Source organism: Methanohalophilus mahii DSM 5219 (assembly GCF_000025865.1).
Lineage (GTDB): Archaea > Halobacteriota > Methanosarcinia > Methanosarcinales > Methanosarcinaceae > Methanohalophilus > Methanohalophilus mahii.
This window is the reverse complement of record NC_014002.1, coordinates 1,746,976-1,770,583: the sequence shown is the minus strand read 5'-3', so window position 1 is coordinate 1,770,583 and position 23,608 is coordinate 1,746,976. Positions and strand designations below refer to the sequence as shown.

Sequence of the window (23,608 nt, the reverse complement as noted above, 5' to 3'; positions counted from 1 at the left end):
TTGGAGTTTCATTTCTTTAAAATGAAACATAGGGGATGTAAGCGTCCATTATCCCTGATTCCGTATTTATCTCTAATGCCGTTTCCGTGCTAATATTTCCAATGGTACTACAAAATATCCAACATTCCATGCCATATCCCATTAACTTAAATTATAAATATTGTTAACTCTAATATATATTTGTATGTTAAAAGCCTACAAATATAGAATGTATCCTACAAAAGAGCAGGAAGAGAAGTTCTTTCAACACTTCGGTGCATGTAGATTCATCTATAATTGGGCTTTAGAACAAAAAATCAAATCCTATGAACAGGATGGAAAATCAATCTCAAGGTTTGACCTGAACAAAGGGATTACAATATTAAAGAGAGACGGAGAGCACGAATGGCTCAAAGACGTTAATTCTCAGTCATTGCAGGGTGCTACTCTCAATCTCGATAATGCCTTTACACGATTTTTCAGAGAGAAAAGGAGTTTTCCTAAGTTTAAATCAAAGAAAAATCCAGTACAGGCATATAATGTACCTCAGAATTACAAGGTTGATTTTGAGAATAATAAGATATACCTTCCGAAAATAGGTAACGTCAAGACTATTTTACATCGTCACTATGGAGATGGAGACCTAAAAACCGCTACAGTATCACGCACATCTACCGGAAAATACTACATTAGTATTCTTGTAGATAATGGTCTGGAAACCCCGAAAAAATCGGAATTTTCGGAAAACGATACTGTGGGTATAGATGTAGGTATCAAGGACTTTGCCATCACGTCAAATGGTAACAAAATCGATAATCCAAAACATCTTAGAAACTCAATGAAGCGTCTTAAAGTTCTATCAAAACGCCTCTCTCGAAAACAGAAAGGGTCAAAAAATAGAAAAAAAGCACGTCAAAAAATAGCCAAAATCCATGAAAAAATAAGCAACCAAAGACACGATTTCCAGCATAAGGTTTCGACAAAGCTCATTAGTGAGAACCAAGCAGTAGTATTAGAAACTCTTAATGTGTCCGGTATGCTCAAAAACCACAATCTTGCCCAACATATATCCGATGCATCGTGGTCTTCCTTTGTAACAAAACTCGAATACAAAGCCGAATGGTACGGAAAAACAATTCTTCGTATCGGACAGTTCGAGCCAAGTACGAAAATCTGTAATGTATGTGGGTATCATAACAAAAACATTACACTTGCAGACCGTAAATGGCAATGTCATGATTGTGGTACATCACATGACAGAGATGTCAATGCTGCAGTCAACATTAAGAAGTTTGCCTTAAATACACAGAACTTGATAGGTATTTGAAGCACCGTAGGAACTACGGGGAGAGCCTGTGGACTTGTGAACATAAGTTCAAAGAATGAAGCAGGAAGCACCTGAGTATTTAGCTCAGGTGTAGTTCACATTATCTCAATTCCGCCTTCTTTTATCCTATATTCCTTTATAAGGGGTTCACTGGCAGTTCCTCTTGATTTGATGATCTGGAACTGCCTCTTCATTCCCTTTTCAGTATCTGTCTGTTTAAGCAGGATTACATTATCCATTATGAAAGACGACTCCTTGCTTCTTATCTTTTCAGCCCCGCCAAAAAGTTCTGTGGTAAACAGCGTCGTAACACTATGGCTTTTCAGGTAACCTACAAGGGAATGCAAAAAACCTCTTCTCTTAACAGGGTCTATTATTGTGATTTCTACATTCACAAGGCCATCGATTAGAAGTCTGGAAGGTTTTTTTTCCTCAACAATATTACTTATACGGTTGGAATATTCTGCATAACAGATCTTTTCGGTTTCATAAGTGATTATACTAAGTTTTTCTTCGTCAATATATGGTTGCAGGTCCCACCCAAGATCACCTGTGGCCTTTATTATCTGGTCTACACTTTCATAAAAGGTGATTATAGCACAGTTTTCCCCGTTTTCGAGTCCCTGCTGAATAAATTGCCATCCCATTATTGTTTTCCCGGTGCCGGGTTCTCCCCCTACAAGAATAGAACTACCTGCCGGGATGCCTCCATTTAACATTTTGTCAACTTCATCGATGCCCGTTTCCACCTTTCCATTCTCAGGAGCCTGTTCTTCATACTTCAGATTGGGGTATGCCCTGAATCCCTGTGTGCTCACCATATAATTGAATTTCTGGGTCATGCACTCATTGCTGTAGGGGGGCTGAACTCCTGTCATCTTGAGAACTTCCATCTGGTTGGAGGTTTGCATGCCCTGGTTGGTTCTGGACAGATAAATTATTCCATCTGCAAGATGGCTGACCACATAATTGTGAATTTCATCTTTCATTAGTTCGCCTGTCAGAAACACCAGGGAGTTGGATTCACGCACCATTGAGTCCAGCGTGTAGAAGAAACGTCTTCTTTCCTGCTCCACAAATCCAAATCCTATAGGTGTGATAGGATCTATTACAAGCCTGTCTGGTTTTGTGGATGATATGGTATTGTCCATTTCGATAAGGGTACTTAGTGGGTCTTTTTCTGCAATCGGCCTGTTAATCTCATGTACTTCCACAGATTCATCCAGAAATTCAAAAGTAGACAGGTACATCTTCAGCCGATCGGAATTTTCCGTGGTAATTGGTATGTACAGGGTTTTTTCGCCGTCTTTTGCTGCATTTGACAGCATCTGCAGTGCCATGGTTGTCTTACCTACACCAGCCGTCCCCGCAATAAGAATGATCGAAGGGGACTTGAAACCACCCACGATTTCGTCCATGCCATCAATATGACAGGGGATTTCCCTCAATTCACTCATCGTAAGTTCTTATGAATAAAGAATTACTTATACTTTCTTGATTTCGTTATGCATAGAAGTTAAACAGACTTGTTTCAGGATTCCTGCTCAAAATCCCATGTTTCAATTTCTTCATTTCTTTCTATGAGTTGCTCTATGCGTTGTTCAGATTCTTGCAAAATGTTATTGCAGATGCCTGCAAGTTTTATTCCTCTCTCGAACATTTCCATGCTTTCCTGGAGGGAAATCTGTCCGTTTTCAAGTTTTTCCACAATATCCTCGAGTTCGAGCAGGCTATCCTCAAAGTTCCTGTTTTCAGTGTTTGATGACATTTAGCATCCCTCATCCAAATTTTCTTTATGCTCCACTCTGCAACACCCATCCCTGAATTTCAATTGTAAACTCTGTCCCTTCTCAATATCAATAACACCGGTTATGGTCCCTCCTTGATCGGACTGCGCCACACAGTATCCACGTTCAAAAGTATTAAGGGGACTTACGGCATTCAATCGCCCTGCAAGGGCACCGAGTTCTGCAACTTTAGTTTGCATCATATATTCCGTTCTGGATGCCAGGCGATATGTAACCTCATCCAGATGTTGGGTGCGCTGGTTGAGCAGTTCCCTGTACCTATCAGGACTAATTCGGCCTGAAAGGTATTCAAGATGTTTTTTCTGGTTCTGAATCTGAGTTTTGAGTGCAGATTCCATTCTCTGCCTGAGGACATCGATGTGTCTTGCCATTTCTGTCCTGTCGGGCACTGCAATTTCTGCGGCTGCTGAGGGGGTGGGTGCACGCACATCTGCTGCAAAATCTGATATTGTGAAATCAGTTTCATGCCCTATCGCCGCTATAACTGGAAGTCTGGAATTGTAGATAGCACGTGCGACCTTTTCCTCATTGAATGACCACAGGTCTTCAAAGGAACCTCCTCCTCTGCCGGTGATAATGAGGTCTGCATCTGTACGATTAAGCAATTCCAGGGATCTTATAATACTATCTGCGGAAGTCTCTCCCTGGACAATTGTCGGGCAGAGCAGGATATCTACAGGATAGCGTCTTTGTAGCACATGCAATATGTCGTGTATAGCTGCGCCTGTGGCAGATGTGGCAACTCCTATCTTGCGTGGATAACGGGGAAGGGGTCTTTTATGTTCGGGAGCAAACAACCCTTCTGCTTCAAGTCTTTTTTTGAGTTGTTCGAATGCTTTATACAATTCGCCCACGCCATCCGGGCGGATGTCCAGCACCTGCAGCTGGTACTGTCCACGGACGGTGTAAACATTTACCGATCCAAAAACCAGCACTTTCATGTCCTTTTCAGGTTCAAATTTCAATTTGCGGTTTGTGGAGCGAAAACTGACACAGCTTAGCTGACTTGATCCGTCCTTTATGGAAAAATAATAATGGCCGGATCGGTGTTTTGTGAGGTTGGATATTTCCCCTTCCACCCAGATGTGCTGCAGGGCCATTTCAGAAGTTAACACGTTTTTGATATATTTGTTCAGCCCGGTTACAGTATAGATGCCCATCATATTCTCCCGGTTTGTATATGCAAATCATGCTATTATAAATTGGTGCAGGCGGGATGAAAGTATTTGAATATCTACAATAGAAATAAAAAAGTAAAATAAAGCAGTGATTAACTGCTTTTTCATTCATTTTTCTGCCTTTTTATCCCTGTATTTTGTGACAACTGCAGGATCGGCTTCATCTGTTGCAACGAGCCTGCCGCTTTCAAGAGCTCTGTCGACTGCTACTTTTCCCGTATCGCTGCGCACAATTAACGTTGTATATCCTTGCGGGCTTCCCACAGAACCTGCAGCAATATCAGCATACAGGGCATCGAAATCCTTGCATATGTGACAACCTGGGCGAATAGTATCTTCGATATCTTTCAAAGGAATGCTGATTTCCTCATTCTTGAGTTTGACAACGAGTTTTCCTCTTACATCCATGCGTTCGATGTCATGTGGGTTGATCTGCAGTTCTGATTTGAGTTTGCCTTCCATGAGTTTTTCATAATCGAAACTTTCTGTACAGAACAGGCCGATTACATATTTTATCGATTTTGCAAAGGGTCCAAGCAATTCATTGTCACTCTTGCGCAGTTTCTCCACTGCCCGGGCAGCACAGGGCAAGGCAACGATTGCTATATTCTTGCATTTCTTCCTGATTACGGCTTCCTTCAGGGCTGCAAGCAGCGGAACCCACCAGTTATAACGGCTTCCTGCACTGCTTATCAATGCCTCACTGGACATGATGACTGAGGATTTTGGTTTCAGGGTCCATGGATCTTCTGTTACAGTTACAACGGCATCAATAATGCCCCTTTCCAGACTGTCATACAGAATCGCAGAAACCGCTCCTCCACTCTGTTTTCCGGGGATTTCAAAACCTGCCTTTGCAGCCATGTATTCTTCCCTGCAGCTGCTACTTTCGGGCATTTCTCCTTCTATGCGGGGGCATATATCATAACATGCTCCACAGGGAACACCATCAGTGGCATCCTTGCAGTAGCCATTGCTGGAGGGATTTATGGATTCTTCTCCCTTCTTGAAATACAGGGCATCTGCAGGACATACTGCCACACACCCTCCGCATCCGCTGCAACGGTTGGTGTCCCAGACTTTTTCCTTAAGATCGAGGTAATTGGTCATTATATCACTCCCAGACATATTTGCCCGCAAAAGGCCTGCTGCTTGCCGCGACTATTTTTGTGTATTTGGTATCCAGATATTTTTCCGGGTCAATTCCAAAATATTCACAGAATTCTTCAATATAAGGCCTTATCTTTTCCAGATCTTCTTCTGTGAATTCAGTTATTTTGGCACCCACGCCAAGCTGTCTTTCTTTTAATTCCCCTCGCAGGATGATCTCGCCACCGTGAATTCCGCTGCCAACACCTCTGCCTCCAAAAACCTTTCCACTCCTGCCAAGGGCAATTATTACTCCCCCGGCTATGTATTCTCCCAGAAAAGAACAGGCATTGTCTCCAATAATCAGGATGGGTTTGTGCCCTTCTCCATATTCCTTCATATGGATACCTCCTCTGTAACCGATATCGTCCCTCACGAAGACCTTGCCGCCTCTCATGCTGTGAGCTACGGCATCTCCTGCACTTCCGTGGATAACTAGCTTTCCACTGTCCATGGTATTGCCGGGTGCGTGGTCGCAGTTGCCTTTCACGATACAGGTGGGGCCGTTCATAAACATTCCAAGGTCGCCCCCTGGAACACCGTTGATTCGGATTGTTACTTCTCCTTTCAACCCATCTGCTATGAATCGCTGGCCAAGCACATTATCCACGATAATATCAGTGGCTCCCTCTGAAACAGCTTTGCGTATCTGCTGATTCAGGGGTGTGTAATGGAGTCCTTTTGCATCTATGCGTACTGGTTCCATATTCTCAGGCCCCCACAGGTTTTACCTGCAGCACATCCAGGGTGCCTTCATCCAGCATATAACCACGCAGCCTGCTACGGTTACCTCTCAGACTTTCGATACTATTGATTCCGGCTGCCCCCATGAGTTCACTGAGTTCCAGGGTCCAGGAGTTAATTAGATTTGCAACATGTTCGGACTCAACTTCCGGATCAAGCCGGCTGACAAGATCCTCCCTCTGGGTGGCAATGCCCCAGGGGCACAAACCACGGTAACAGTTCCCACAAACCCGGCATCCCATTGAAATCAGGGCTGCGGTTCCGATATAAACGGCGTCTGCACCAAGGGCTATGGACTTGGCAATATCGGCACTGTTGCGAATCCCTCCACTGGCAATTACCGAAACCTTGTTACGGATGCCCTGGTCATTGAGTTTCTGATCAACACTGGCAACTGCTGCCTCGATGGGAATGCCCACATTGTCCCTGAATACCTTTGGAGAAGCTCCGGTACCTCCACGGAAACCGTCTATTACTACCGCATCTGCCGAGGATCTTGCAATACCAGCCGCCACAGCTGCGACATTATGTACAGCTGCAATTTTTACGAAAACCGGTTTCTTCCATTCGGTTGCTTCCTTGAGCCCTCTTACCAGCTGTGCCAGGTCCTCTATGCTGTAGATGTCATGGTGAGGGGCGGGGCTAATCGCATCGCTGCCTGCGGGTATCATTCGTGTACAGGAAACATCTGTGCACACCTTCTCCCCGGGCAGATGTCCGCCGATGCCGGGTTTTGCACCCTGTCCAATCTTGATCTCGATAGCTGCTCCTCTCTCGAGATAGTTAATATCCACACCAAACCTTCCTGAGGCAACCTGCACGATCATATTATCCTGATATGGGTAAATGTCCTTATGCAGGCCACCTTCCCCGGTTCCCATATATGTGCCGGTTTTGGCTGCTGCCTTTGCAAGACTTAACTGGGCATTGAGGCTGATAGCACCATAACTCATATGTCCGATCATTATCGGGGTCTGCAATTCCAGGTTAGGGGATAGTTTGGTATTGAGTTCAAAGTCCCCATTTTCCTGCTTCCGTATATCAAGTTTTGAAGGTTTTTGTCCCAGGTAGGTACGTAATTCCATAGGCTCTCGCAGGGGATCTATACTCGGATTTGTTACCTGGCAGGCATCCAGTACCAACCTGTCGTAGATAATAGGATAATCCTTGGCATTTCCCATCCCTGCCAGCACGATCCTGCCACTTCGTGATTGGTTTATGACATCCTCTCGGGCCTCAGGAGTCCACAGGGGGTGGCTGCGGTAGTCTACTGGTCTTTCACTGAGATTGATGGCATCCCGCGGACACATTGAAATGCAACGGTGGCATGCTGTGCACTTGCGGGAATCGATAAGGATATTGCCATCATCCTCTTCCCGAAATACACCATAGGAACAATTATCCACACACCTCATACATTGCATGCATTGCTGTCTGTCTATCTGGATGCGGTATTTCAGGGGTACGCTTCCCAGGCTCATGTTACAACCCTCCCGATTACAGGTTCTCCTGCACCCGGCATGTGGATGTCCTCCACCTGGGGATCCATGGTTCTGATTGCGGCTTCCTCGCTGGAGATGTATAATCGTGAGCCGTGTTCCCCAACTACCAGTGGCCGGAGTTTTATCCTGTCAGTGAACCCCACTATACCGTTATGGGTGGCCACAACTATTGCGAAGGGACCGTTCATGAGAGCTGGGCCGTAGGTCAGGCGGATTGCCTTGTTGAGTGCACGCTCGTGATCATCCATTTCATCAATCTCATCCCAGAAGGGTGGAGCCATTGCTTTTACAATAATCTCTGATGGCAATTCGTGATGTCTGCCGAGAAGATCAAACAGGTATGCAACAACTTCGGTATCGGTAAACATTGTACACTGGTAACCATTACTTTCCACGTATCTCTGGTTTGTCCCGTAGGAAGTGATTTCCCCGTTATGCACAACCGACCAGTTAAGCAGGTTAAACGGATGCGCTCCTCCCCACCATCCGGGTGTGTTGGTAGGATAACGGTTATGTGCCAGCCAGATATAGCCTTCATATTCATCTATTTTGTAAAAATTAGCCACATCTTCAGGCCATCCAGCGGCCTTGAATACTCCCATATTTTTCCCGGAGGAAAAAACCAGGGCCCCTTCTATAGCGGAAGAATTTATTTCCATGACCAGATATTTGACAATATCTTCATCCGGTGTGAGACTTCCGGGCATAAGGTCTGTGTAGGGTTTGAAGAAGTATCTCCAGGGAACATGATTCCTTTTCAGGTTGGGTTGTTCCTTTGTAGGAATTTCTTCCTGATGGACGATGCGTCCCCACTTCTGGATGATATCATCAACTTTTGATTTTGGTTCCACAAGGTTATCAAAGAATATGTGCAGGGCATAACAGTCCTCAAAATCGGGGTATATGCCATATGCGGCATAACCTGCGCCTTCACCACTGCCACGCTCATTCATAAGGCTGAGGGCTTCCTTGATTCCCGAACCATTCATTTTTTGTTTATGTCTGTCAATAACTCCTATTATCCCGCACATCGGCATCACCCTGTTATGATATGTAAAAGTGTGTATAAAGTGTATGTATAGAAAAGATTTGGGGGCGGGATTTCCTGTGAAATCCCTGCTTAAAGTACGCTAAGGTAGGTATCCAGTTCCCACTGGTGTACCCGCGCCTTATAATCATCCCATTCCTTGTTCTTGGCACAGAGATAATTGTTGAAAAGGTGGTCACCCACGGTCTTTTTAACAAATTCGCTGCCTGCCATCTCATCGATCGCTTCTTTGAGACTTCCGGGCAGCGAATTGATTCCCATGTCTTCCCTATCCTTTCCGGAAAGGTTGAATATATTGTGGGTTACTGCTTCTCCAGGATCGGTTTTGTTCTTGATTCCATCCAGGCCTGCAGAAAGCATGGTTGCAAAGGCAAGATATGGATTGCATGCCGGATCCGGACATCTGAGTTCTACCCTTGTGCCCTTGCCTCTGGTTGACGGGATACGTATCAGGGAACTGCGGTTACTGTCGGACCAGGTTATGTAGATGGGAGCTTCATATCCTGGTACGAGTCTTTTATAAGAGTTGACAGTTGGGTTGGTTATTGCCGCAAATTCCCTTATATGTTCCAGCAGTCCGCCGGTGTAATACCTGGCTATGTCGGAGAGCTGGTTTGGAGTATTCGGATCAAAGAATACATTTTCCCCCTCCTGTGACATCAAAGATTGGTTGGCATGCATTCCTGAGCCGTTTACACCGTAGAGTGGTTTTGGCATGAAGGTTGCATAGTAACCATGGTGGTTTGCTATGGATTTGACCACATACCTGAACGTGATTACATTATCTGCGGTGGTAAGGGCATCCGAGAACCTGAAATCGATCTCGTGCTGTGAAGGGGCAACTTCGTGGTGTGATGCCTCTATCTTGAATCCCATGTGTTCCAGGGCATAGTCAATTTCCCTGCGCACGTCCTGGGCCATGTCCAGGGGTGCAAAGTCGAAGTAACCTCCTTTATCGGTAAGCTCGGTTGTGGGATTGCCTTGACCATCCAGTTTGAACAGGAAGAACTCAAGTTCCGGTCCCACATTCATGGAATATCCCATGTCATCGGCTTCCCTGAGAGCCTTTTTGAGAATGTAACGTGGATCACCTTCGAAGGGTTTGCCATTCGGCAATTTTACATCACCTATTATTCGGGCGACGGCTCCTTCGGTTGGTCTCCAGGGCAGGATACGGAATGTTGAAGGGTCGGGCATGAGCATCATGTCTGATTCCTCAATGCGGGTGAATCCTTCGATCGAGGATCCATCGAACATCACTCCTTCATCGAATGCCTCATCAAGGTCCTCAGAAGGAATTGCCCAGCTCTTGATAATTCCCATTGTGTCGGTGAACTGGGTACGTATAAACTTTACATCATTTTCGACGACCGCTTCAAGTACGTCTTCTTTGGTCTGTATCTCTGGCTTATGTTTCATTTCGCTCACCCTTTATAGGAAGGCAGTAACCATATACCGTATTAGTATTATATAAAACATTTGGCCAGGGTATTTTCCTCATATAAATTAAACCAAAAATACAGGACATGCCTCATCTTTATAACAAATGAAAATCTACTTTCGGGTAGGTGAATATAATCATGGCAGGTGCTCCTTCAATTGAGGAGGTTATAGAGGATTTCAATGTCCTGAAATGTATGCAGTGTGGCGTATGCAGTGGTAGTTGCCCCTCTGGCAGACAGGCCAGTCTGAATGTCAGGCGGCTTGTGCGCAAGATAGGCAGGGATCATGCAGCCATCTCTGATGAATCTCTTTGGATGTGCACGACCTGCTACAACTGTCAGGAGAGATGTCCCCGGGGTATTGCAATTGTGGATGCCATACTTGCTGTGCGCAGTATTGCCGCCCATGAGGGGTTGATTCTGGAGCGACACAGGCAAGTGGCCAATCTGCTTCAGGAACATGGCCACGCTGTCCCTATTGATGACGCTCACAAAGAAAAACGCATGCAACTGGGCCTGAATTCCCTGCCATCCACGGTCCACAGCCATCCTGATGACCTGAAAGATGTAAAGCTCCTGCTTGCAAGTTGTGGTTTCGGGGATATTACAGGGGGGAAGGAATGATGAAAATATCCCTTTTCTTGGGCTGTCTTGTGCCCAACCGTTATCCCGGGATTGAAAAAGCCACAGGTATTTGCCTTGAAAGCCTGGGTATTGACTGGAAAGAGCTTGAAGGTGCATCCTGCTGTCCTGCACCCGGCGTGTTTCGTTCCTTTGATGAACCCACCTGGCTGGCCCTGGCTTCTAGGAACATCACATTGTCAGAAACAGATGAGAGAGATGTTCTGACAATCTGTAACGGCTGTTATGGATCCCTGGCGGATGCCAATCTCAAACTGAAAAACAACCCTGTCCTGAAAGAGCAGACCAACAGTCACCTGTCACAAATCGGGCGCCATTTTGATGGTACCATTGATGTACGTCATATTATCGAATTCCTGTATTCAGAAATAGGTGTGCAAAAAATAAAAGAAACAATTGTCAGACAACTGGATCTGAAAGTGGCCTTACATTACGGCTGCCACATGCTCAAACCCTCATCAAACAGGGCTACTGCCAGTGTGGAGCATCCTTCTGTTTTTGATGAACTGGTGGAGGTGCTGGGCTGCACAAGTGTGGATTATCCCGATAAGATGGAATGCTGCGGTGCAGGTGGAGGTGTCAGGTCAGCCCTGGGTGAAACGGCTCTTGCAATCACCGAACACAAACTAGGCAAGATTGAAGGGGCAGATGTAGATTGCATCGTGGAAGCGTGTCCTTTCTGTCACATGCAGTTCGATGCGGGTCAGGTATCCCTTGCAGAAAAAGGCAGGGAGTTTGGCATCCCGGTAATTCACTATTCCCAGTTACTGGCCCTTTCACTGGGATATTCTCCAGAAGATGTTGGGATAAATCTCAATGAAATGGACTGTTCGGATTTCTGCAATTTACTTAATGAATTAAAAAAAGACTGAGCGCAGGGTGCTCAGTAATTGTAGAGGGATGTATAGGTAACTTCCACATCTCCCTCAGCAGGCACTTCTACCTTGAATTCGATGGTATTTGCATCCTGCTTGGTGTATGGGTGGGATGATTTGGTGATTTCCCAATCTCCATAGAGGCGTTCCACTATCACAACTTCTTCATTTGTTTCCTTGTAGTTGGAAATTGTGATCCTGTTTGTGGTCCTGTATCTGTTTGTACCAATTCTCTCATATTCGACCTGTTCTCTTTCACCGGTCACATCGAATGCATATCCAGCTGTAAGGCGGATGCTGTCCCCTACCGGTGTATGATCGATCCTGTCCTCACCTGCAAACTGGAGATGGCCTGCACTGTCAGGCTGGTAGAGTTTTGCAACCCCTGCAGGTAACGGAACTCCAGGCCCTTCTTCCTCTGAATTGTCCAGAGTGAGACTGATACTGACCCTGTCACCATTCCAGCTGTCGTAAACCAGTTCCTTCTCCACAGGCACATTGTCCTTTGAGAACAGGGAGATCTGCTTGGATTGTTTATCCGGCAGGCTGGACTGGCGTTTCAAGGTGTACATGTGGTATTCCGAAAAACTTTCCCGGTCAAAGGAACCCGCAGCAGCTTCTTCAGCGGGAACTTCGTATCTCACAGAATCATAGGCTTTTTGTGCAGACTGCCTGTTAATATCGCCTGCCATTAGTTTTATTGTTGCATCCTCAAATGATGTACCTGCATTGTTATCTATATTGACCCATCCCTCGATATCAGCCGTTTTTTCTTCAGCATCAGTCTTGATAACATAGCCCATGTCCCAGCCAATTCCATTTGTGATATAGGATGTGAGCATCTCCACATTACCGGAAATGGGAGAATACAGTTGCCAGATGAGAGTCGGATTTGTGAGCAGGTCTGCTGAATCCGGGTATTCAATCTTTGAAGTCTCGGACAGGCTTATGACACCTTCTGTAGTCTGCAGGACCAGCCCGTCCCGGTAACTCAGAAGGGTTCCTGTGTACTGTTTTCCATCGGTGTCATATGCCATTATTTCCTTGCCTGTATAAGTTTCCAGCAGGCCGGACCTACTGGCTACGTCATAGCGGTATGTCTGCTCGATTATCGAAATGCCATTGTCACCGGTATCTTCCAGAATGACGGATGATGGTTCTATCCTGGTCGGTACATCCGAATACCTGAGATTATTATAACCCTCTTCCAGCTGTGCCTGCCTTTTTTCCTTGACAAGGGCAAAGTTGCCGGAGTAGATTGTCAGCTGGAGAGCATTGTTTGTATTTTCCATAGCTGTCATTTCCATCAGGTCTTTAAAGGAACCTGAAGTGGATGCCACGGAAGGCTTTACAGACTGTTCCTTATCACCATTTCCGGGTGTATTGTATGTTGCCACCGAAAAAACGACAGACAGCACAACAATTGCCATTAAAGCATAGAGTAACATCTTGTTCTGCTTCATAAAAGATAATAGCCATGACAGTTATAAGTAATTGCCTTTAACTTCGAATTCGTTTGAAGCCTTTCCATCAGGTAAACCTTATTATTTTGCATAACATTGAATTATCCATGGACACGGAAGAAATATTCGACAGGTTGAAACCCCTTTATCCTCATGAATACTTTTCCACCGAAAGGGACCCCTTCTATATACTGATATCAACTGTTCTTTCCCAGCGCACCAGGGATGAAGTTACAGAAGTTGCCTCCCGGAGACTTTTTGATCAATATTCTACTCCTGTACAGATGGTGGAGGCAGATGTAGAAAAGATTGAAATTCTTATCAAGGATGTGGGTTTTTACAGGGTGAAAGCCGGCAGGATTAAAGAGATTTCTCAGATACTTATAGATGAATATGATTCACAGGTCCCTGCTTCCATGGTTGAGTTACTTAAACTTCCAGGCGTTGGAAGGAAGACCGCAAATTGTGTGCTTTCCTATGCTTTTTTGGAAAAAGCAATTGCAGTGGACACTCATGTACACAGGATATCAAACAGGCTGGGTCTTGTGGATACCGTGACTCCTGACCAGACCGAAATTGAGTTACAAAAACAGGTTCCGGTATCTTACTGGAGAGAAGTTAACGAGTTGTTTGTCCAGTTTGGCAAAACGGTATGCAAACCACTGTCTCCTGCTTGTGAGGTTTGTGCAATAGAAGATTTGTGTGCTAAAAAAGAAAAGAAAAAGTAAAACCGATCTGAAATATCAGACCAGTTTGTTGATTGGATGGTTTTCGTCTTCGATCTCAAGGCCGAGTTCCTTGGCATTTTCTGCAAGGATGATATCGGTCATTGCGGTTGCCGGGAACACGGTGTTTGTGTTCTCGATTGGACCGAAGAGCTGGAAGTTGGATCCCAGGATCTGTGGTATGAGGTTTGTACCGATATCAGTAGGCATGTAGATTGCCTTACGCTGCTCCTTTGTTTCGAACTGTTTCTTGTAGGTCTTCATCCAGTCCCATGCGGATGCCATGTTGTGGTAACCTCCACCTACAGGCAGGCCAAAGTGGCCCTTTACAGCAATTACTGCACGGATGGATGAACCGGCACCGGCACCAAGGGGAGTTGCTGCAACATCAACCAGGGGTTTTGTGATTCCACAATCCTTGGCGATATCAAGCATACCCTGTGTCTGACCGGATGCACCCTTTTCGAGTACTTCAATCTTACCCTTAAGGGTTGGGTCAACCGCATTGAATGCGAGTACGATGGATGCTTCAATGTCACTTCTCTTGACCGCTTCGATCTCTTCTTCGTGGATACTGGCGTTAATGGAGTTGTAGATCGCCCTGTCAGCAACACCGATCTCTGTAACATAATCAGCTGCTGCAGCACGGACGTCCCCTGCTGAAGAATCTATCAGGAACGGGGTCTTTTCATCGTACTCAACAAACCAGTCTATGTACTTTTTGATAGCTTCGGGGGTTTCACCCACGATCTGGTTGACACAGGGGTTTCCTGTAGTTTCTGCCATCTCGAGCATGTTGTCCCAGAGTTTTTCTGCTGCTGGTCTGTCGAATTCGCCAGTATCTTCGTCAGTTACAATGTTGTGCCTGTTGTAGAACATTGAACCGACGAGAATGGTTGGGTATTGGCCGGGCTGTCCGCCGAACTTGACATTTCCGACCTCGAATACTTCCTGTTTCTTATCAAATTTGAACATGTTATTACCTCTATTTTAGAAAAGTATAGGTGATATCGAGATATAGAGCAAGAACATCAATATGCCTGCAACTGCTCCATAGAGTATTCCTATATCCCTTCCTACTTTCTTGCCTATCTTCTGTGTGATTTCACTGTTGGCAAACTCAATTTTCTCGTCGATATCATTGAGTTTCTTGAGTATTTTGTCAAAATCTTCCGAGTCCACCACTACGGCTGGAATATTGTTATTCGCTTGTTCGTCAGCCATCTTAAATCACCTGCCATACCAATAGTGGTAGTATGATAACCATTATCAGTGCAAAAAGAAATCCGATTGTGAAACCGACTATTCCTGCGGCTGATACACCCGAATCAAGCTTTTGGCTCCTGGATATCAGCTGGGCCCTGTAACGGATATCTTCGACCACTCGATCAATGGCGCCCATCTTTGGTTCAATGACCATTGGCACGCCTTTTCCATATTCTTCTTCCGCCATATCATTCACCTCCCGAATAATATCAGGCCAAGTAGGGATAATGTAATGGCAAGTCCGATCATTATTCCTTCAAACTTGCCTGCGTGGACACCGGCATGGAATTTATTGAACTCTCCAATCCTGGCCATTTCCCTCTCGATATCAAGAATCCTGCCACGAATTACAGAGATCTCGGATGCCATCGGCTTTAGGCCACCGACTTCTTCTTCCTCTTCTGCTTCACCGCCGACTTCTATCACAAGGGGATCTGCATCAAAAGCATCAGGGTCCTTGGCTGCAAGTTCTTTTATCTTGCTGCTGATAGTTCCCATGTCCTCGGTACCGATAAGATCGATACATTCGATCTGTTCCTGATACCTCTGTACAGCTTCTTCGGTCAGGTTTTCCACATATGGAATAGCACCGCTGGCATTCACGATTCTGTTATCACTGACACCATTTTTGTGCAGCATAATGAATGCTTCACCGGTTATGTGTCCTTTTACTTCAGATCCGGTTACGACCAGATACCTGATATTTGGGTTTGCAATAATGTGGGATACAACTTTTTCCAGACCCAGATTCTCTGTTTTACAGGGGCCTGTAATTGAAGCTCCTGCTTCCAGCATGGGTCCGCCATCCAGGTGTGAACCCAGAGTAATTACTGCAACACAGTTTTCCGGATCTCCTACATCATATTCTCCCTTGAGGATTGGCCATCCGGCTGCTGGTTCTCTTTTTTCTGCCATTTTACAATCCTCCCGTCATGCTAAGCATGTAGATCACAATTGCCAGAATTCCTGAGAATACCAGTCCTACAATGACACCATAGAACACATTGCTGTATATGCCGGCACTGTATGATGTGTTTTCTCTTCCCGGGAAGGAACTGAGAAGGGGCCTGTCCGGGGCGAGGGAATTCACAAGGTCATCTGCGATCTTATCAAGGTCATCTATTCTTTCCATTACTGGATCCATGGAATATGCAATGACATCATCACGTTCTGCGGCAAGCAGGGATGACATCGGGTCCAGTACTAAGTGTACTTCAGGGGCAACATGTACCATGCTCATTCCGATTCCTCCTCTTCCTTTGGCAGGAGACCTGTTCCAACCACATCATATGCGTCCCTGAGAACATAGTTCCAGTACTGGCTGAAAGAAACATACCATATGGCCAGTCCGATAACGATCGTGGGGGCAGCGGATGCACCGGCTGAAACTGCAGAGACGATACCGGCCATCACCATTGCAATAGCACCTTTTTCAAATCCAGTGGAAAGGGTCCTGTCCTGTTTTTCATCGGGTCCGAGGTTTGCGTTGAAAGGATGAAGAATTGCAATACCTGCAACGATGAAAATCAGTGCGATGTAACCTGTAGCGACTATCTCGGTCAGAATCACATCAAACATGAAAGTGCCTGTCATGGCTGTACTGAGTCCTATAATCGCCAGGGTACCTGCACCTGCTATTTCAGTTGTGGACTGTTCCATGATCGGTATGCCCATTCCTATAACTCTGTTTGCCAGGATACCGATTACAAGGCCAATGATCATTGCAGTTACAAAAGCAACTACTGGTCCGGCAATACCTCCTACTGCAAGACCGAACATTGCGGCCACTATACCCATACCGAGTGACAGCATACCGATTGATGGTACACCTGTGCCCAAACCATAATTGGCCACCCTGCGTACTGCAGCGGCGCCCCATACAATAGCGCAAATCGCGCCGAGGGCACCTATGAATGAAAATGCAGGTCCCGCAAGTTGTACCATGAAATAACTCAGGTAGATTGCGATAAGTCCGCCTGCTGCTCCGAAAGCGATAAGTTTATTCTGGGGAATTGCCTCTGCGGCACCTCCGCCACTTCCTCCTGCAGACATGTTACAGACCTCCTATTGTAATTACACTTACAATTGCGCACATAAATGTAACAATTAAAGATGTTACTACTGCTTTTGGCCATTTCTTAAACTTAGGATCATGGAATCCTTCGATTGTACCGCCTATGTTGTAAGATGGAATCACAGCGTTGACAAAGAAAATTCCCACTGCAAAGATAGCTGCAAGACCTATAAAGTCTGCAGAGGCCATACCGTTTGCAATACTCATCAGGGAATAATAGACAAGTGCACCGCCGATACCACCCAGACCTCCTCCGATAATACCACTTACAAATGATACAGTTGGAAGACCGTGTCCTTCAGTACCCTGTGATACATAGATATCCTGTCTGTCCTTTGTGATCGGATCATAGTCTACCTTTGCTGAAGCCGGGGGGACACCGACACCGTAGACGTACACAAGGTTTCCGACCATCATAGTTACGCCGATCATAATCATTGCACCGACCATACCGGCTGCAAGGATCAGGGCGATACTGTCTGTCACGTTCAGCATTGCGCCTGCTGTTACAAGTCCTGTAAGACCCGCACCTGCAGCCAGCTGTACTGTACCGGTTCCAATTCCGGTAGCCTGTGCCATTGCTGCGGGTGCACCACCCACAGGTACGAAGTGGACACTTCCGGATACTAGCACTCCTCCAAGTGTGATGAGGATCACGTATAGGAAATTGGCTGCCAGTACTCCTGCAATATCTATCATGCAGTCACCTCTTCATCTTCTTTGTACGGACCGTACTGTTTACGTGCGAAAACTTCCAGTCTGCGGTTTCCTAAGACCAAAATAAGTATGATTGCAAGTCCGGCAACAATTGCCAGCCAGCCAATATTGGCTCCCATTGAAGGGTCAAATATTGTAGTGATCCATCCACTAAGGAATACTACCATACCAAAAGCAAGGCCTGTCAGAGGTCCTCCGAATTTGGCGCAGAACCAGGAGTTGTCAATACCGTTTCTCAGTCCGCATTCTGCCTTCCTCACGATGTTACCAGAGTTTGCAGCGTTAAGCCCGGATCCGAATTCCACATTCTGGAATTCACGTTCTGCACCATAGTGCACATCCCCGGTGGAAGAGCCTACTGCTCCTATAGTGATACCCCATATGAATGCAAGCAGGGTAAGCGGGAAGGGATGTGCCAGGACTGATGTCATGAGATATGACACAACAAGGATACAAAATGTGGTAATATAGGCAAATCCCATCATAACAGGTACGTGTGAACGAACCATGTCAAGATATATGGGCTGTCTGAATCTTTTCTGGCTTGCGCTCCTTCCCAAATATGCAGTTGTTGCGTAAGTGCCGTGTATACCGGCTGCAATGAGAGCTCCAACTGCTATGGCAAAGACCACTGACATACTGTAGGCGCTCATAAGCACCGATGCAGATGCACCTCCGACCGCTGCAATTAATGCATTGGAGGGTGGTTCACCTGAAATGGCTTTGTTAAAAATCCTGTGTGGATACATCATCTGGGGTGCCAGCTGTACCTGGGAGTTCGGGTTACTCTGAGAACCGACATCGGATTCCAGATCTTCCGATGCACCGGCGATAGTTGCCGCTGCACCCATTAGTGCCAACACACCCATTCCTATGAGTGGTTCCATGTCTTTTATCCTCCTTTTTTAATTAATTATAATAAATCCATGTATTGTTGTAGAACAACTTTTAGGGGTTTGTTCTGTATGTTATGAATTATAACATAGACTCATCTAAGGTGGGTTTGGATTATTTAATATAATTCATAAACCTTTCGGATTTGTCTCCCGGAATCGATTTATTTATTCTTTTCGAGTTTGGGAACAGTGTCTCTTTGCCTTACCAAAAGGATTATTTATTGCTTGCAGAACAGTATTCTATATGATTGGTGCATCTTCCTTTGCAGCCCCGCTGCCTGAACTCGATGAGTATGTTGATTCTGTTGAACTCTATATTCCCAAGCTTGGTGTATATAATGGGAAAACACTGGACAGGGAGAGGCTCTTTTCAATACTTGATGAATTGTCCACCTGTGATCTGGAGACATCGATCCACGCTCCTTATTTTGCCGATGTACCAACCTATCCTTCTGATCTTGTGGTTGATACAGCAGCCATGGGCAAACAGGATTTCAGACTCATGGAAGAGTCCATTGATCTTGCCGCAGAGATTGGTTCCCATGTTGTTGTCATTCATCCTGGTATCCAGAGAGCAGATTATGAAAAATCTTTCAGTAAAATGATTGCAAACCTGAAAGAACTGGCAGCCTTTGCTTCAGACAGAGGTGTGGTACTGGGACTTGAAAATAAGGAAAATACAGCTCCTGATAATCTCTGCTGTGGTGCAGAGGAAGTTATAAGGGCAGTGCTTGAAGTTGATTCTCCCTCTCTTGGTATCACTTTTGATGTTGGTCATGCCAACCTGACCTGCAGGGGAGACTGTGGCCTGCTCAGGCACTTTGCCCGGCTTTTTGCAGAACATGTTGTCCATGTACACGTTCACGATAATTACGGGGAATGCAAGGGTGATTATTTCGGAGATGCACACCTTGGGCCAGGTTCGGGTTGTATCGATTATACCGTACTCGAAGAATTGTCAGGATTTGACGGAATATTCAATCTTGAAGTCTTTTCTCTGGATGATGTCATTGCAGGAAGGGATAAACTGGATGAAATGTTTCCCTGAGTTTACGGGATGCGGGCCTTCCCTGTAGACGTTTCCTTTAATTTTTTTATGATTTGATCTGTGGGTCCTTTTGTGCAGAGCTGGGAGTTTTTACCTCTGCTTCATTTTTCTTATGAATAAATTATTAAAACATCACAGCAATGCGTATTATGTTGGTTGCAATACAAAGAAGGTATCAGCATGAATAGGTATGAGAAATTCAAGAAAATGGAAAACAAGACATACTCTGAAGTTAACAGGTACCTTAAATCTACAACTCATTTGACAGCGCGTGAATGGATGATAGCCCGCCTCTGTGCAGATTTCAAAAATGTATCCGACCATTCTGAAATGACCTGGATAGGTGAAAACCTGCCGGATATTGTACCATTTGCAGAGGGTCCGTATTCCAGGCAGGAAGTATCCAATGCCCATTCCACCTTCAAGAAAAAAGTCAGGCGTAGTGGCACAACATTTTTTTATGCATATTATGCAGGACTGATAGGCCAGGAAGAAATGCTTGCCATGATCCATAGCATGATAGGGGATATAGGAGAGTTGCTCAAGATTGAAGGCGGGGAATTATCCGAATCTCATTCAGAGGAAGTGCAGCTATTGATAGCCCAGGTCCTCAAAAATATCAATGAAGCAGATGGATTTGAGTACTGATGTTGTTAGCTATCTGGATTACACATGTGATGCAAAATAGATGGTATTTATAATGTCATATCATTCTCTCAATTGCCGAATATCTGTGGGCTCCTGTCAACCTCCTTTCCATTATCCTGTTTCCCACAATTATTTGATGGGAGCTTACAACTTTTTATTGGCAATATGTATTTATCATCCCCTTTTATACTAGTAACCAATGACCCTCAGAGATTTTCTTGACAGGATCCGTACTTCCGGCAGGCTTACTGTAATCAAAGAAAAGGTGAATGCCGAGTACGAGGCACCAATGATTGCAAAAAATACCTCCGGACCGGTCCTTTTCGAAAATATTAATGGCTACCGGGCGATTATGAACGTACTGGGAAGCAGGGATGAGCTGGGAGCAATGCTTAATGTCAATAGAAGTGATATTATCCAGAGTCTTTCCGGGATACAGCCGGATGGGGAAATAAGGGTTGTGGATTCTTCTCCTACAAAAGAAGTTTGTGTAGAGGAAGTGGACCTCTATTCTCTTCCTATTATGACTCATTTTGAGAAAGACGGTGGTCCCTATATCACGGCAGGAATAGTTGTTTCCGAATATGAAGGTGTGACAAATGCCTCTATCCATCGCCTGATGGTTGTGGGGAAAAATAAACTGGCCGGGCGCCTCGTGCCTCCAAGACATACATATCTTCTGCAAAAAGAGGCTGAAAATAATGGTGATCCATTGCCTGTTTCCATAGTACTGGGCCCGCACCCTGCGATTGCTTTTGCATCCACAACACGGGTGGGGGAAGGCAAGGAATTTAATTATGCGGCTGCCCTGATGGGCAATCCCGTGGAACTTTTTGAATGTGACAATGGTATAAAGACCCCACATTCTGAAATTGTCATGGAAGGTTACATCTATCCCGAAGAAAGGACAGATGAAGGCCCATTTGTGGATATCACGGGTACCTATGATCTTGTACGCCAGGAGCCGGTCATAACTGTTACAAAAATATGGCATCGTAAAGACCCCATATACCACGGAATATTGCCCGCAGGTCCTGAACACCTGCTGATGATGGGTGTACCCTATGAACCCCGTATTTACGAGGCTGTCGGGGAAGTTACAAAAGTAAGAAACGTAATTCTGACCGAAGGAGGCTGCTGCTATCTTCATGCCATTGTCCAGATTGAAAAGCAGACAGAGGGAGATGCAAAAAACGCCATAATGGCAGCGTTTGCCGCCCATACCAGTCTCAAACATGTGATTGTTGTGGATGAGGATATAGATATATTTGACAGTGATGACATCGAATTTGCCATGGCAACACGTGTGAAGGCGGATTCAGATGTTATGATAATTCCCGGCGTCCGGGGAAGTTCTCTTGATCCCCGCGGGGCATCCGATGGTACAACTACTAAAATGGGTATTGATGCCACAAAGGTGCTGGCAGAAAAAGAGAAATTCGAAAGAGCCACGATGCCAAAAAACATTAACTGATTACATTTGAAGGTTTTTATATGTATCTCACACCTGAAGAAGAACGAATAATGTCAGGGGAAAGCGGACCTACCCTACAAAAGGCCATGGAAATCCTGGTCGCATTGGGTGATATATATGAGGCAGACCGCCTGATTCCCATTAAAAGTGCCCAGATTGCAGGCGTTTCCTATAAAACGATGGGTGATGCTGGTCTGGAATGGATATCCGATCTTGACGGCAAGGTGCAGGTGCCTTCCATCCTCAATCCTGCCGGCATGGATCTTGAAAGATGGCAGGAGATGGGAGTATCTGCTGAATTCGCCCAAAAGCAGCAGGAGATCATCCAGGCATATAGCAGTCTGGGTATAGAGGTCCAGTGTACATGCACGCCTTACTACCTGCAAAGTTTCTCGGCGACCTACGGTGATCATCTTGCCTGGAGTGAATCCTCGGCTGTATCCTACGCCAATTCCGTTATTGGAGCCCGTACCAATCGTGAGGGTGGCCCTTCTGCTCTCTGTGCAGCCCTTGTGGGTAAAACCGCAAACTATGGCTATCATCTGGATGAGAACAGGATACCTGAACTTATGATCTCCGTGGACTGTGAACTGGATGCTTCGGACTATGCAGTCCTGGGCTATATCGCAGGCAAAGCAGCAGGTAAACGTGTGCCCTTGTTCAGGATGCGATCCACACCTCACAGGGACCAGCTCAAAGCGCTGGGTGCTGCAATGGCCGCATCGGGTGCGGTAGCCCTCTATCATGTGGAAGGTGTCACTCCTGAAAGCTGCAGGAAAGATTTCGAGCTGCCCGCGGAACAATTGACGATTGAAAGAACCCAGATAGATGAAGTTTATGAAACAGTATCAGGTGATGGAATAACAGAATGTGACAGCGCTGCTGTGGGTTGTCCTCACTGTTCACCGGAAGAACTGGAAGAGGTTGCTGCAAAGCTTGAAGGTAAAGTAGTGGATAACAATGTCTGGATATTTACTTCCAGAGAAGTTGCTGAGTTCAATCCCAGGCTTGTAGAACGTATCGAGAAAAGTGGTGCAAAGGTTCTCTGTGACACATGTATGGTGGTCTCCCCGGCAACCGATAAGTTATCTCACATGGCAGTAAATTCCGGAAAAGCCTATGCCTACCTGCCTGGAATGTGCAAGGTGGCCGCAACAATTGCAAATATTGAAAAATGCATGGAAAAGGGGGGTGGTTCCCATTCGGATTAAAGGCAGGGGCATCTCAAAAGGAAGTGCTGGCGGTGAAGTATTGCTTTCTGAAGATCCGATCTCTTTTCTGGGCAACGTAGATCCTCAGACAGGTAAGATCGTTGATCCTGATCATTGTCTTTTCGGGAAAAAAATAGGTGGTAAGGTATTGGTATTTCCTCATGGGAAAGGCTCTACAGTGGGTTCCTATGTAATTTATCAGCTTTTCAAAAATGGTGTTGCTCCGGTTGCAATGGTAAACCTGGAATGTGAACCGATAGTAGCTGTGGGAGCGATCATTTCCGAAATCCCTCTGGTTGATGGTCTGGAAAGTAATCCGTTTGAGATGCTGAAGGATGGTATGAACGTGAATGTAGACGGAAAAGAAGGCTGGCTGGAAATAAAGGATTAAG

26 protein-coding genes are annotated in these 23,608 nt (G+C 45.6%); 9 read left to right on the top strand and 17 right to left on the bottom strand.

The genetic code is table 11. The features are described 5' to 3' along the window. Nucleotides 1–184 precede the first annotated feature (184 nt). On the top strand, nt 185–1,306 hold the full coding sequence (gene tnpB / locus MMAH_RS08955) for an IS200/IS605 family element RNA-guided endonuclease TnpB (RefSeq protein ID WP_013038233.1): 1,122 nt from the start codon (nt 185–187) through the stop codon (nt 1,304–1,306). Between the two features lie 95 nt (nt 1,307–1,401). Here tnpB and MMAH_RS08950 read toward each other — a convergent pair whose 3' ends face one another. The 8 genes from MMAH_RS08950 to glnA form a co-directional block, all read right to left on the bottom strand. Further along, nucleotides 1,402–2,763, bottom strand: coding sequence for an ATPase domain-containing protein (locus MMAH_RS08950; protein ID WP_013038232.1), 1,362 nt, complete (start codon nt 2,761–2,763; stop codon nt 1,402–1,404). 74 nt (nt 2,764–2,837) lie between these two features. Then, entirely contained in the window at nt 2,838–3,074 is a 237-nt protein-coding gene (locus MMAH_RS08945) for an exodeoxyribonuclease VII small subunit (protein WP_013038231.1), read from the bottom strand. Beyond that, complete coding sequence (gene xseA, locus MMAH_RS08940) at nt 3,075–4,277, bottom strand: exodeoxyribonuclease VII large subunit (protein ID WP_245526220.1); 1,203 nt, start codon at nt 4,275–4,277, stop codon at nt 3,075–3,077. It lies immediately after the preceding gene. Nucleotides 4,278–4,400: 123 nt separating this feature from the next. Next, on the bottom strand, nt 4,401–5,402 hold the full coding sequence (locus tag MMAH_RS08935; RefSeq protein WP_013038229.1) for a Coenzyme F420 hydrogenase/dehydrogenase, beta subunit C-terminal domain: 1,002 nt from the start codon (nt 5,400–5,402) through the stop codon (nt 4,401–4,403). A 4-nt stretch (nt 5,403–5,406) separates the two neighbouring features. Beyond that, entirely contained in the window at nt 5,407–6,147 is a 741-nt protein-coding gene (locus tag MMAH_RS08930; RefSeq protein WP_013038228.1) for a GltB/FmdC/FwdC-like GXGXG domain-containing protein, read from the bottom strand. A 4-nt stretch (nt 6,148–6,151) separates the two neighbouring features. Continuing rightward, nucleotides 6,152–7,666 carry a glutamate synthase-related protein gene (locus MMAH_RS08925; protein ID WP_013038227.1) on the bottom strand — a complete coding sequence of 505 codons (1,515 nt, stop codon included), beginning with the start codon at nt 7,664–7,666 and terminating at the stop codon, nt 6,152–6,154. Continuing rightward, nucleotides 7,663–8,718 (bottom strand): class II glutamine amidotransferase, encoded by a 1,056-nt coding sequence (locus MMAH_RS08920; RefSeq protein WP_013038226.1) that lies wholly within the window; start codon nt 8,716–8,718, stop codon nt 7,663–7,665. The genes MMAH_RS08925 and MMAH_RS08920 overlap by 4 nt, the downstream gene beginning before the upstream one ends. Nucleotides 8,719–8,807: 89 nt before the next feature. Then, entirely contained in the window at nt 8,808–10,154 is a 1,347-nt protein-coding gene (gene glnA / locus MMAH_RS08915) for a type I glutamate--ammonia ligase (RefSeq protein WP_013038225.1), read from the bottom strand. Between the two features lie 161 nt (nt 10,155–10,315). Between glnA and hdrC the strand changes: the two genes are divergently transcribed. After that, nucleotides 10,316–10,801 (top strand): CoB--CoM heterodisulfide reductase subunit C, encoded by a 486-nt coding sequence (gene hdrC, locus MMAH_RS08910; protein WP_013038224.1) that lies wholly within the window; start codon nt 10,316–10,318, stop codon nt 10,799–10,801. Continuing rightward, nucleotides 10,798–11,691, top strand: a complete 894-nt coding sequence (hdrB, locus tag MMAH_RS08905; protein ID WP_013038223.1) for a CoB--CoM heterodisulfide reductase subunit B — start codon at nt 10,798–10,800, stop codon at nt 11,689–11,691. Before hdrC ends, hdrB begins: the two co-directional genes overlap by 4 nt. A gap of 11 nt (nt 11,692–11,702) precedes the next feature. On the opposite strand, the gene MMAH_RS08900 is transcribed toward hdrB, so the two are convergent. Further along, nucleotides 11,703–13,157: a DUF4139 domain-containing protein gene (locus MMAH_RS08900; protein WP_157198725.1), complete on the bottom strand. Its 1,455-nt coding sequence runs from the start codon at nt 13,155–13,157 to the stop codon at nt 11,703–11,705. A 107-nt stretch (nt 13,158–13,264) separates the two neighbouring features. On the opposite strand from MMAH_RS08900, the gene MMAH_RS08895 reads away from it, so the two are divergent. Further along, on the top strand, nt 13,265–13,885 hold the full coding sequence (locus tag MMAH_RS08895; RefSeq protein WP_013038221.1) for an endonuclease III domain-containing protein: 621 nt from the start codon (nt 13,265–13,267) through the stop codon (nt 13,883–13,885). 15 nt (nt 13,886–13,900) lie between these two features. On the opposite strand, the gene mtrH is transcribed toward MMAH_RS08895, so the two are convergent. Genes mtrH through mtrE form a run of 8 tightly spaced genes read right to left on the bottom strand, consistent with a single transcriptional unit; the run spans nt 13,901 to nt 18,826 of the window. Continuing rightward, nucleotides 13,901–14,857 (bottom strand): tetrahydromethanopterin S-methyltransferase subunit H, encoded by a 957-nt coding sequence (mtrH, locus tag MMAH_RS08890; protein ID WP_013038220.1) that lies wholly within the window; start codon nt 14,855–14,857, stop codon nt 13,901–13,903. A 15-nt stretch (nt 14,858–14,872) separates the two neighbouring features. Then, nucleotides 14,873–15,106 carry a tetrahydromethanopterin S-methyltransferase subunit MtrG gene (gene mtrG, locus MMAH_RS08885; RefSeq protein ID WP_013038219.1) on the bottom strand — a complete coding sequence of 78 codons (234 nt, stop codon included), beginning with the start codon at nt 15,104–15,106 and terminating at the stop codon, nt 14,873–14,875. Nucleotide 15,107: 1 nt separating this feature from the next. Then, nucleotides 15,108–15,335: a tetrahydromethanopterin S-methyltransferase subunit F gene (locus MMAH_RS08880; protein WP_013038218.1), complete on the bottom strand. Its 228-nt coding sequence runs from the start codon at nt 15,333–15,335 to the stop codon at nt 15,108–15,110. A gap of 5 nt (nt 15,336–15,340) precedes the next feature. Further along, entirely contained in the window at nt 15,341–16,063 is a 723-nt protein-coding gene (gene mtrA, locus MMAH_RS08875) for a tetrahydromethanopterin S-methyltransferase subunit A (RefSeq protein WP_013038217.1), read from the bottom strand. 1 nt (nt 16,064) lies between these two features. Further along, on the bottom strand, nt 16,065–16,388 hold the full coding sequence (locus MMAH_RS08870; protein ID WP_013038216.1) for a tetrahydromethanopterin S-methyltransferase subunit B: 324 nt from the start codon (nt 16,386–16,388) through the stop codon (nt 16,065–16,067). Beyond that, on the bottom strand, nt 16,385–17,200 hold the full coding sequence (mtrC, locus tag MMAH_RS08865) for a tetrahydromethanopterin S-methyltransferase subunit MtrC (RefSeq protein WP_013038215.1): 816 nt from the start codon (nt 17,198–17,200) through the stop codon (nt 16,385–16,387). The genes MMAH_RS08870 and mtrC overlap by 4 nt, the downstream gene beginning before the upstream one ends. A 1-nt stretch (nt 17,201) precedes the next feature. Continuing rightward, complete coding sequence (gene mtrD, locus MMAH_RS08860) at nt 17,202–17,921, bottom strand: tetrahydromethanopterin S-methyltransferase subunit D (protein ID WP_013038214.1); 720 nt, start codon at nt 17,919–17,921, stop codon at nt 17,202–17,204. Further along, the gene (gene mtrE / locus MMAH_RS08855; RefSeq protein ID WP_013038213.1) at nt 17,918–18,826 is read right to left on the bottom strand and encodes a tetrahydromethanopterin S-methyltransferase subunit E; all 909 of its coding nucleotides are present in this window, start codon (nt 18,824–18,826) and stop codon (nt 17,918–17,920) included. Before mtrE ends, mtrD begins: the two co-directional genes overlap by 4 nt. A gap of 253 nt (nt 18,827–19,079) precedes the next feature. Here mtrE and MMAH_RS08850 point away from each other — a divergent pair, with 253 nt between their 5' ends. The 5 genes from MMAH_RS08850 to MMAH_RS08830 all read left to right on the top strand — a co-directional run bounded on the left by MMAH_RS08850 (nt 19,080) and on the right by MMAH_RS08830 (nt 23,607). Next, nucleotides 19,080–19,883, top strand: a complete 804-nt coding sequence (locus MMAH_RS08850) for a sugar phosphate isomerase/epimerase family protein (RefSeq protein WP_013038212.1) — start codon at nt 19,080–19,082, stop codon at nt 19,881–19,883. A gap of 180 nt (nt 19,884–20,063) precedes the next feature. Next, nucleotides 20,064–20,531, top strand: a complete 468-nt coding sequence (locus tag MMAH_RS08845) for a DUF5806 family protein (RefSeq protein ID WP_013038211.1) — start codon at nt 20,064–20,066, stop codon at nt 20,529–20,531. A 199-nt stretch (nt 20,532–20,730) separates the two neighbouring features. Beyond that, complete coding sequence (locus MMAH_RS08840; RefSeq protein ID WP_013038210.1) at nt 20,731–22,005, top strand: UbiD family decarboxylase; 1,275 nt, start codon at nt 20,731–20,733, stop codon at nt 22,003–22,005. A gap of 20 nt (nt 22,006–22,025) precedes the next feature. Beyond that, a complete protein-coding gene (locus MMAH_RS08835) occupies nt 22,026–23,216 on the top strand; it encodes an aconitase X (protein WP_013038209.1) in 1,191 nt (396 codons plus the stop codon). Continuing rightward, nucleotides 23,197–23,607: a DUF126 domain-containing protein gene (locus MMAH_RS08830; protein ID WP_013038208.1), complete on the top strand. Its 411-nt coding sequence runs from the start codon at nt 23,197–23,199 to the stop codon at nt 23,605–23,607. The genes MMAH_RS08835 and MMAH_RS08830 overlap by 20 nt, the downstream gene beginning before the upstream one ends. Nucleotide 23,608 lies beyond the last annotated feature (1 nt).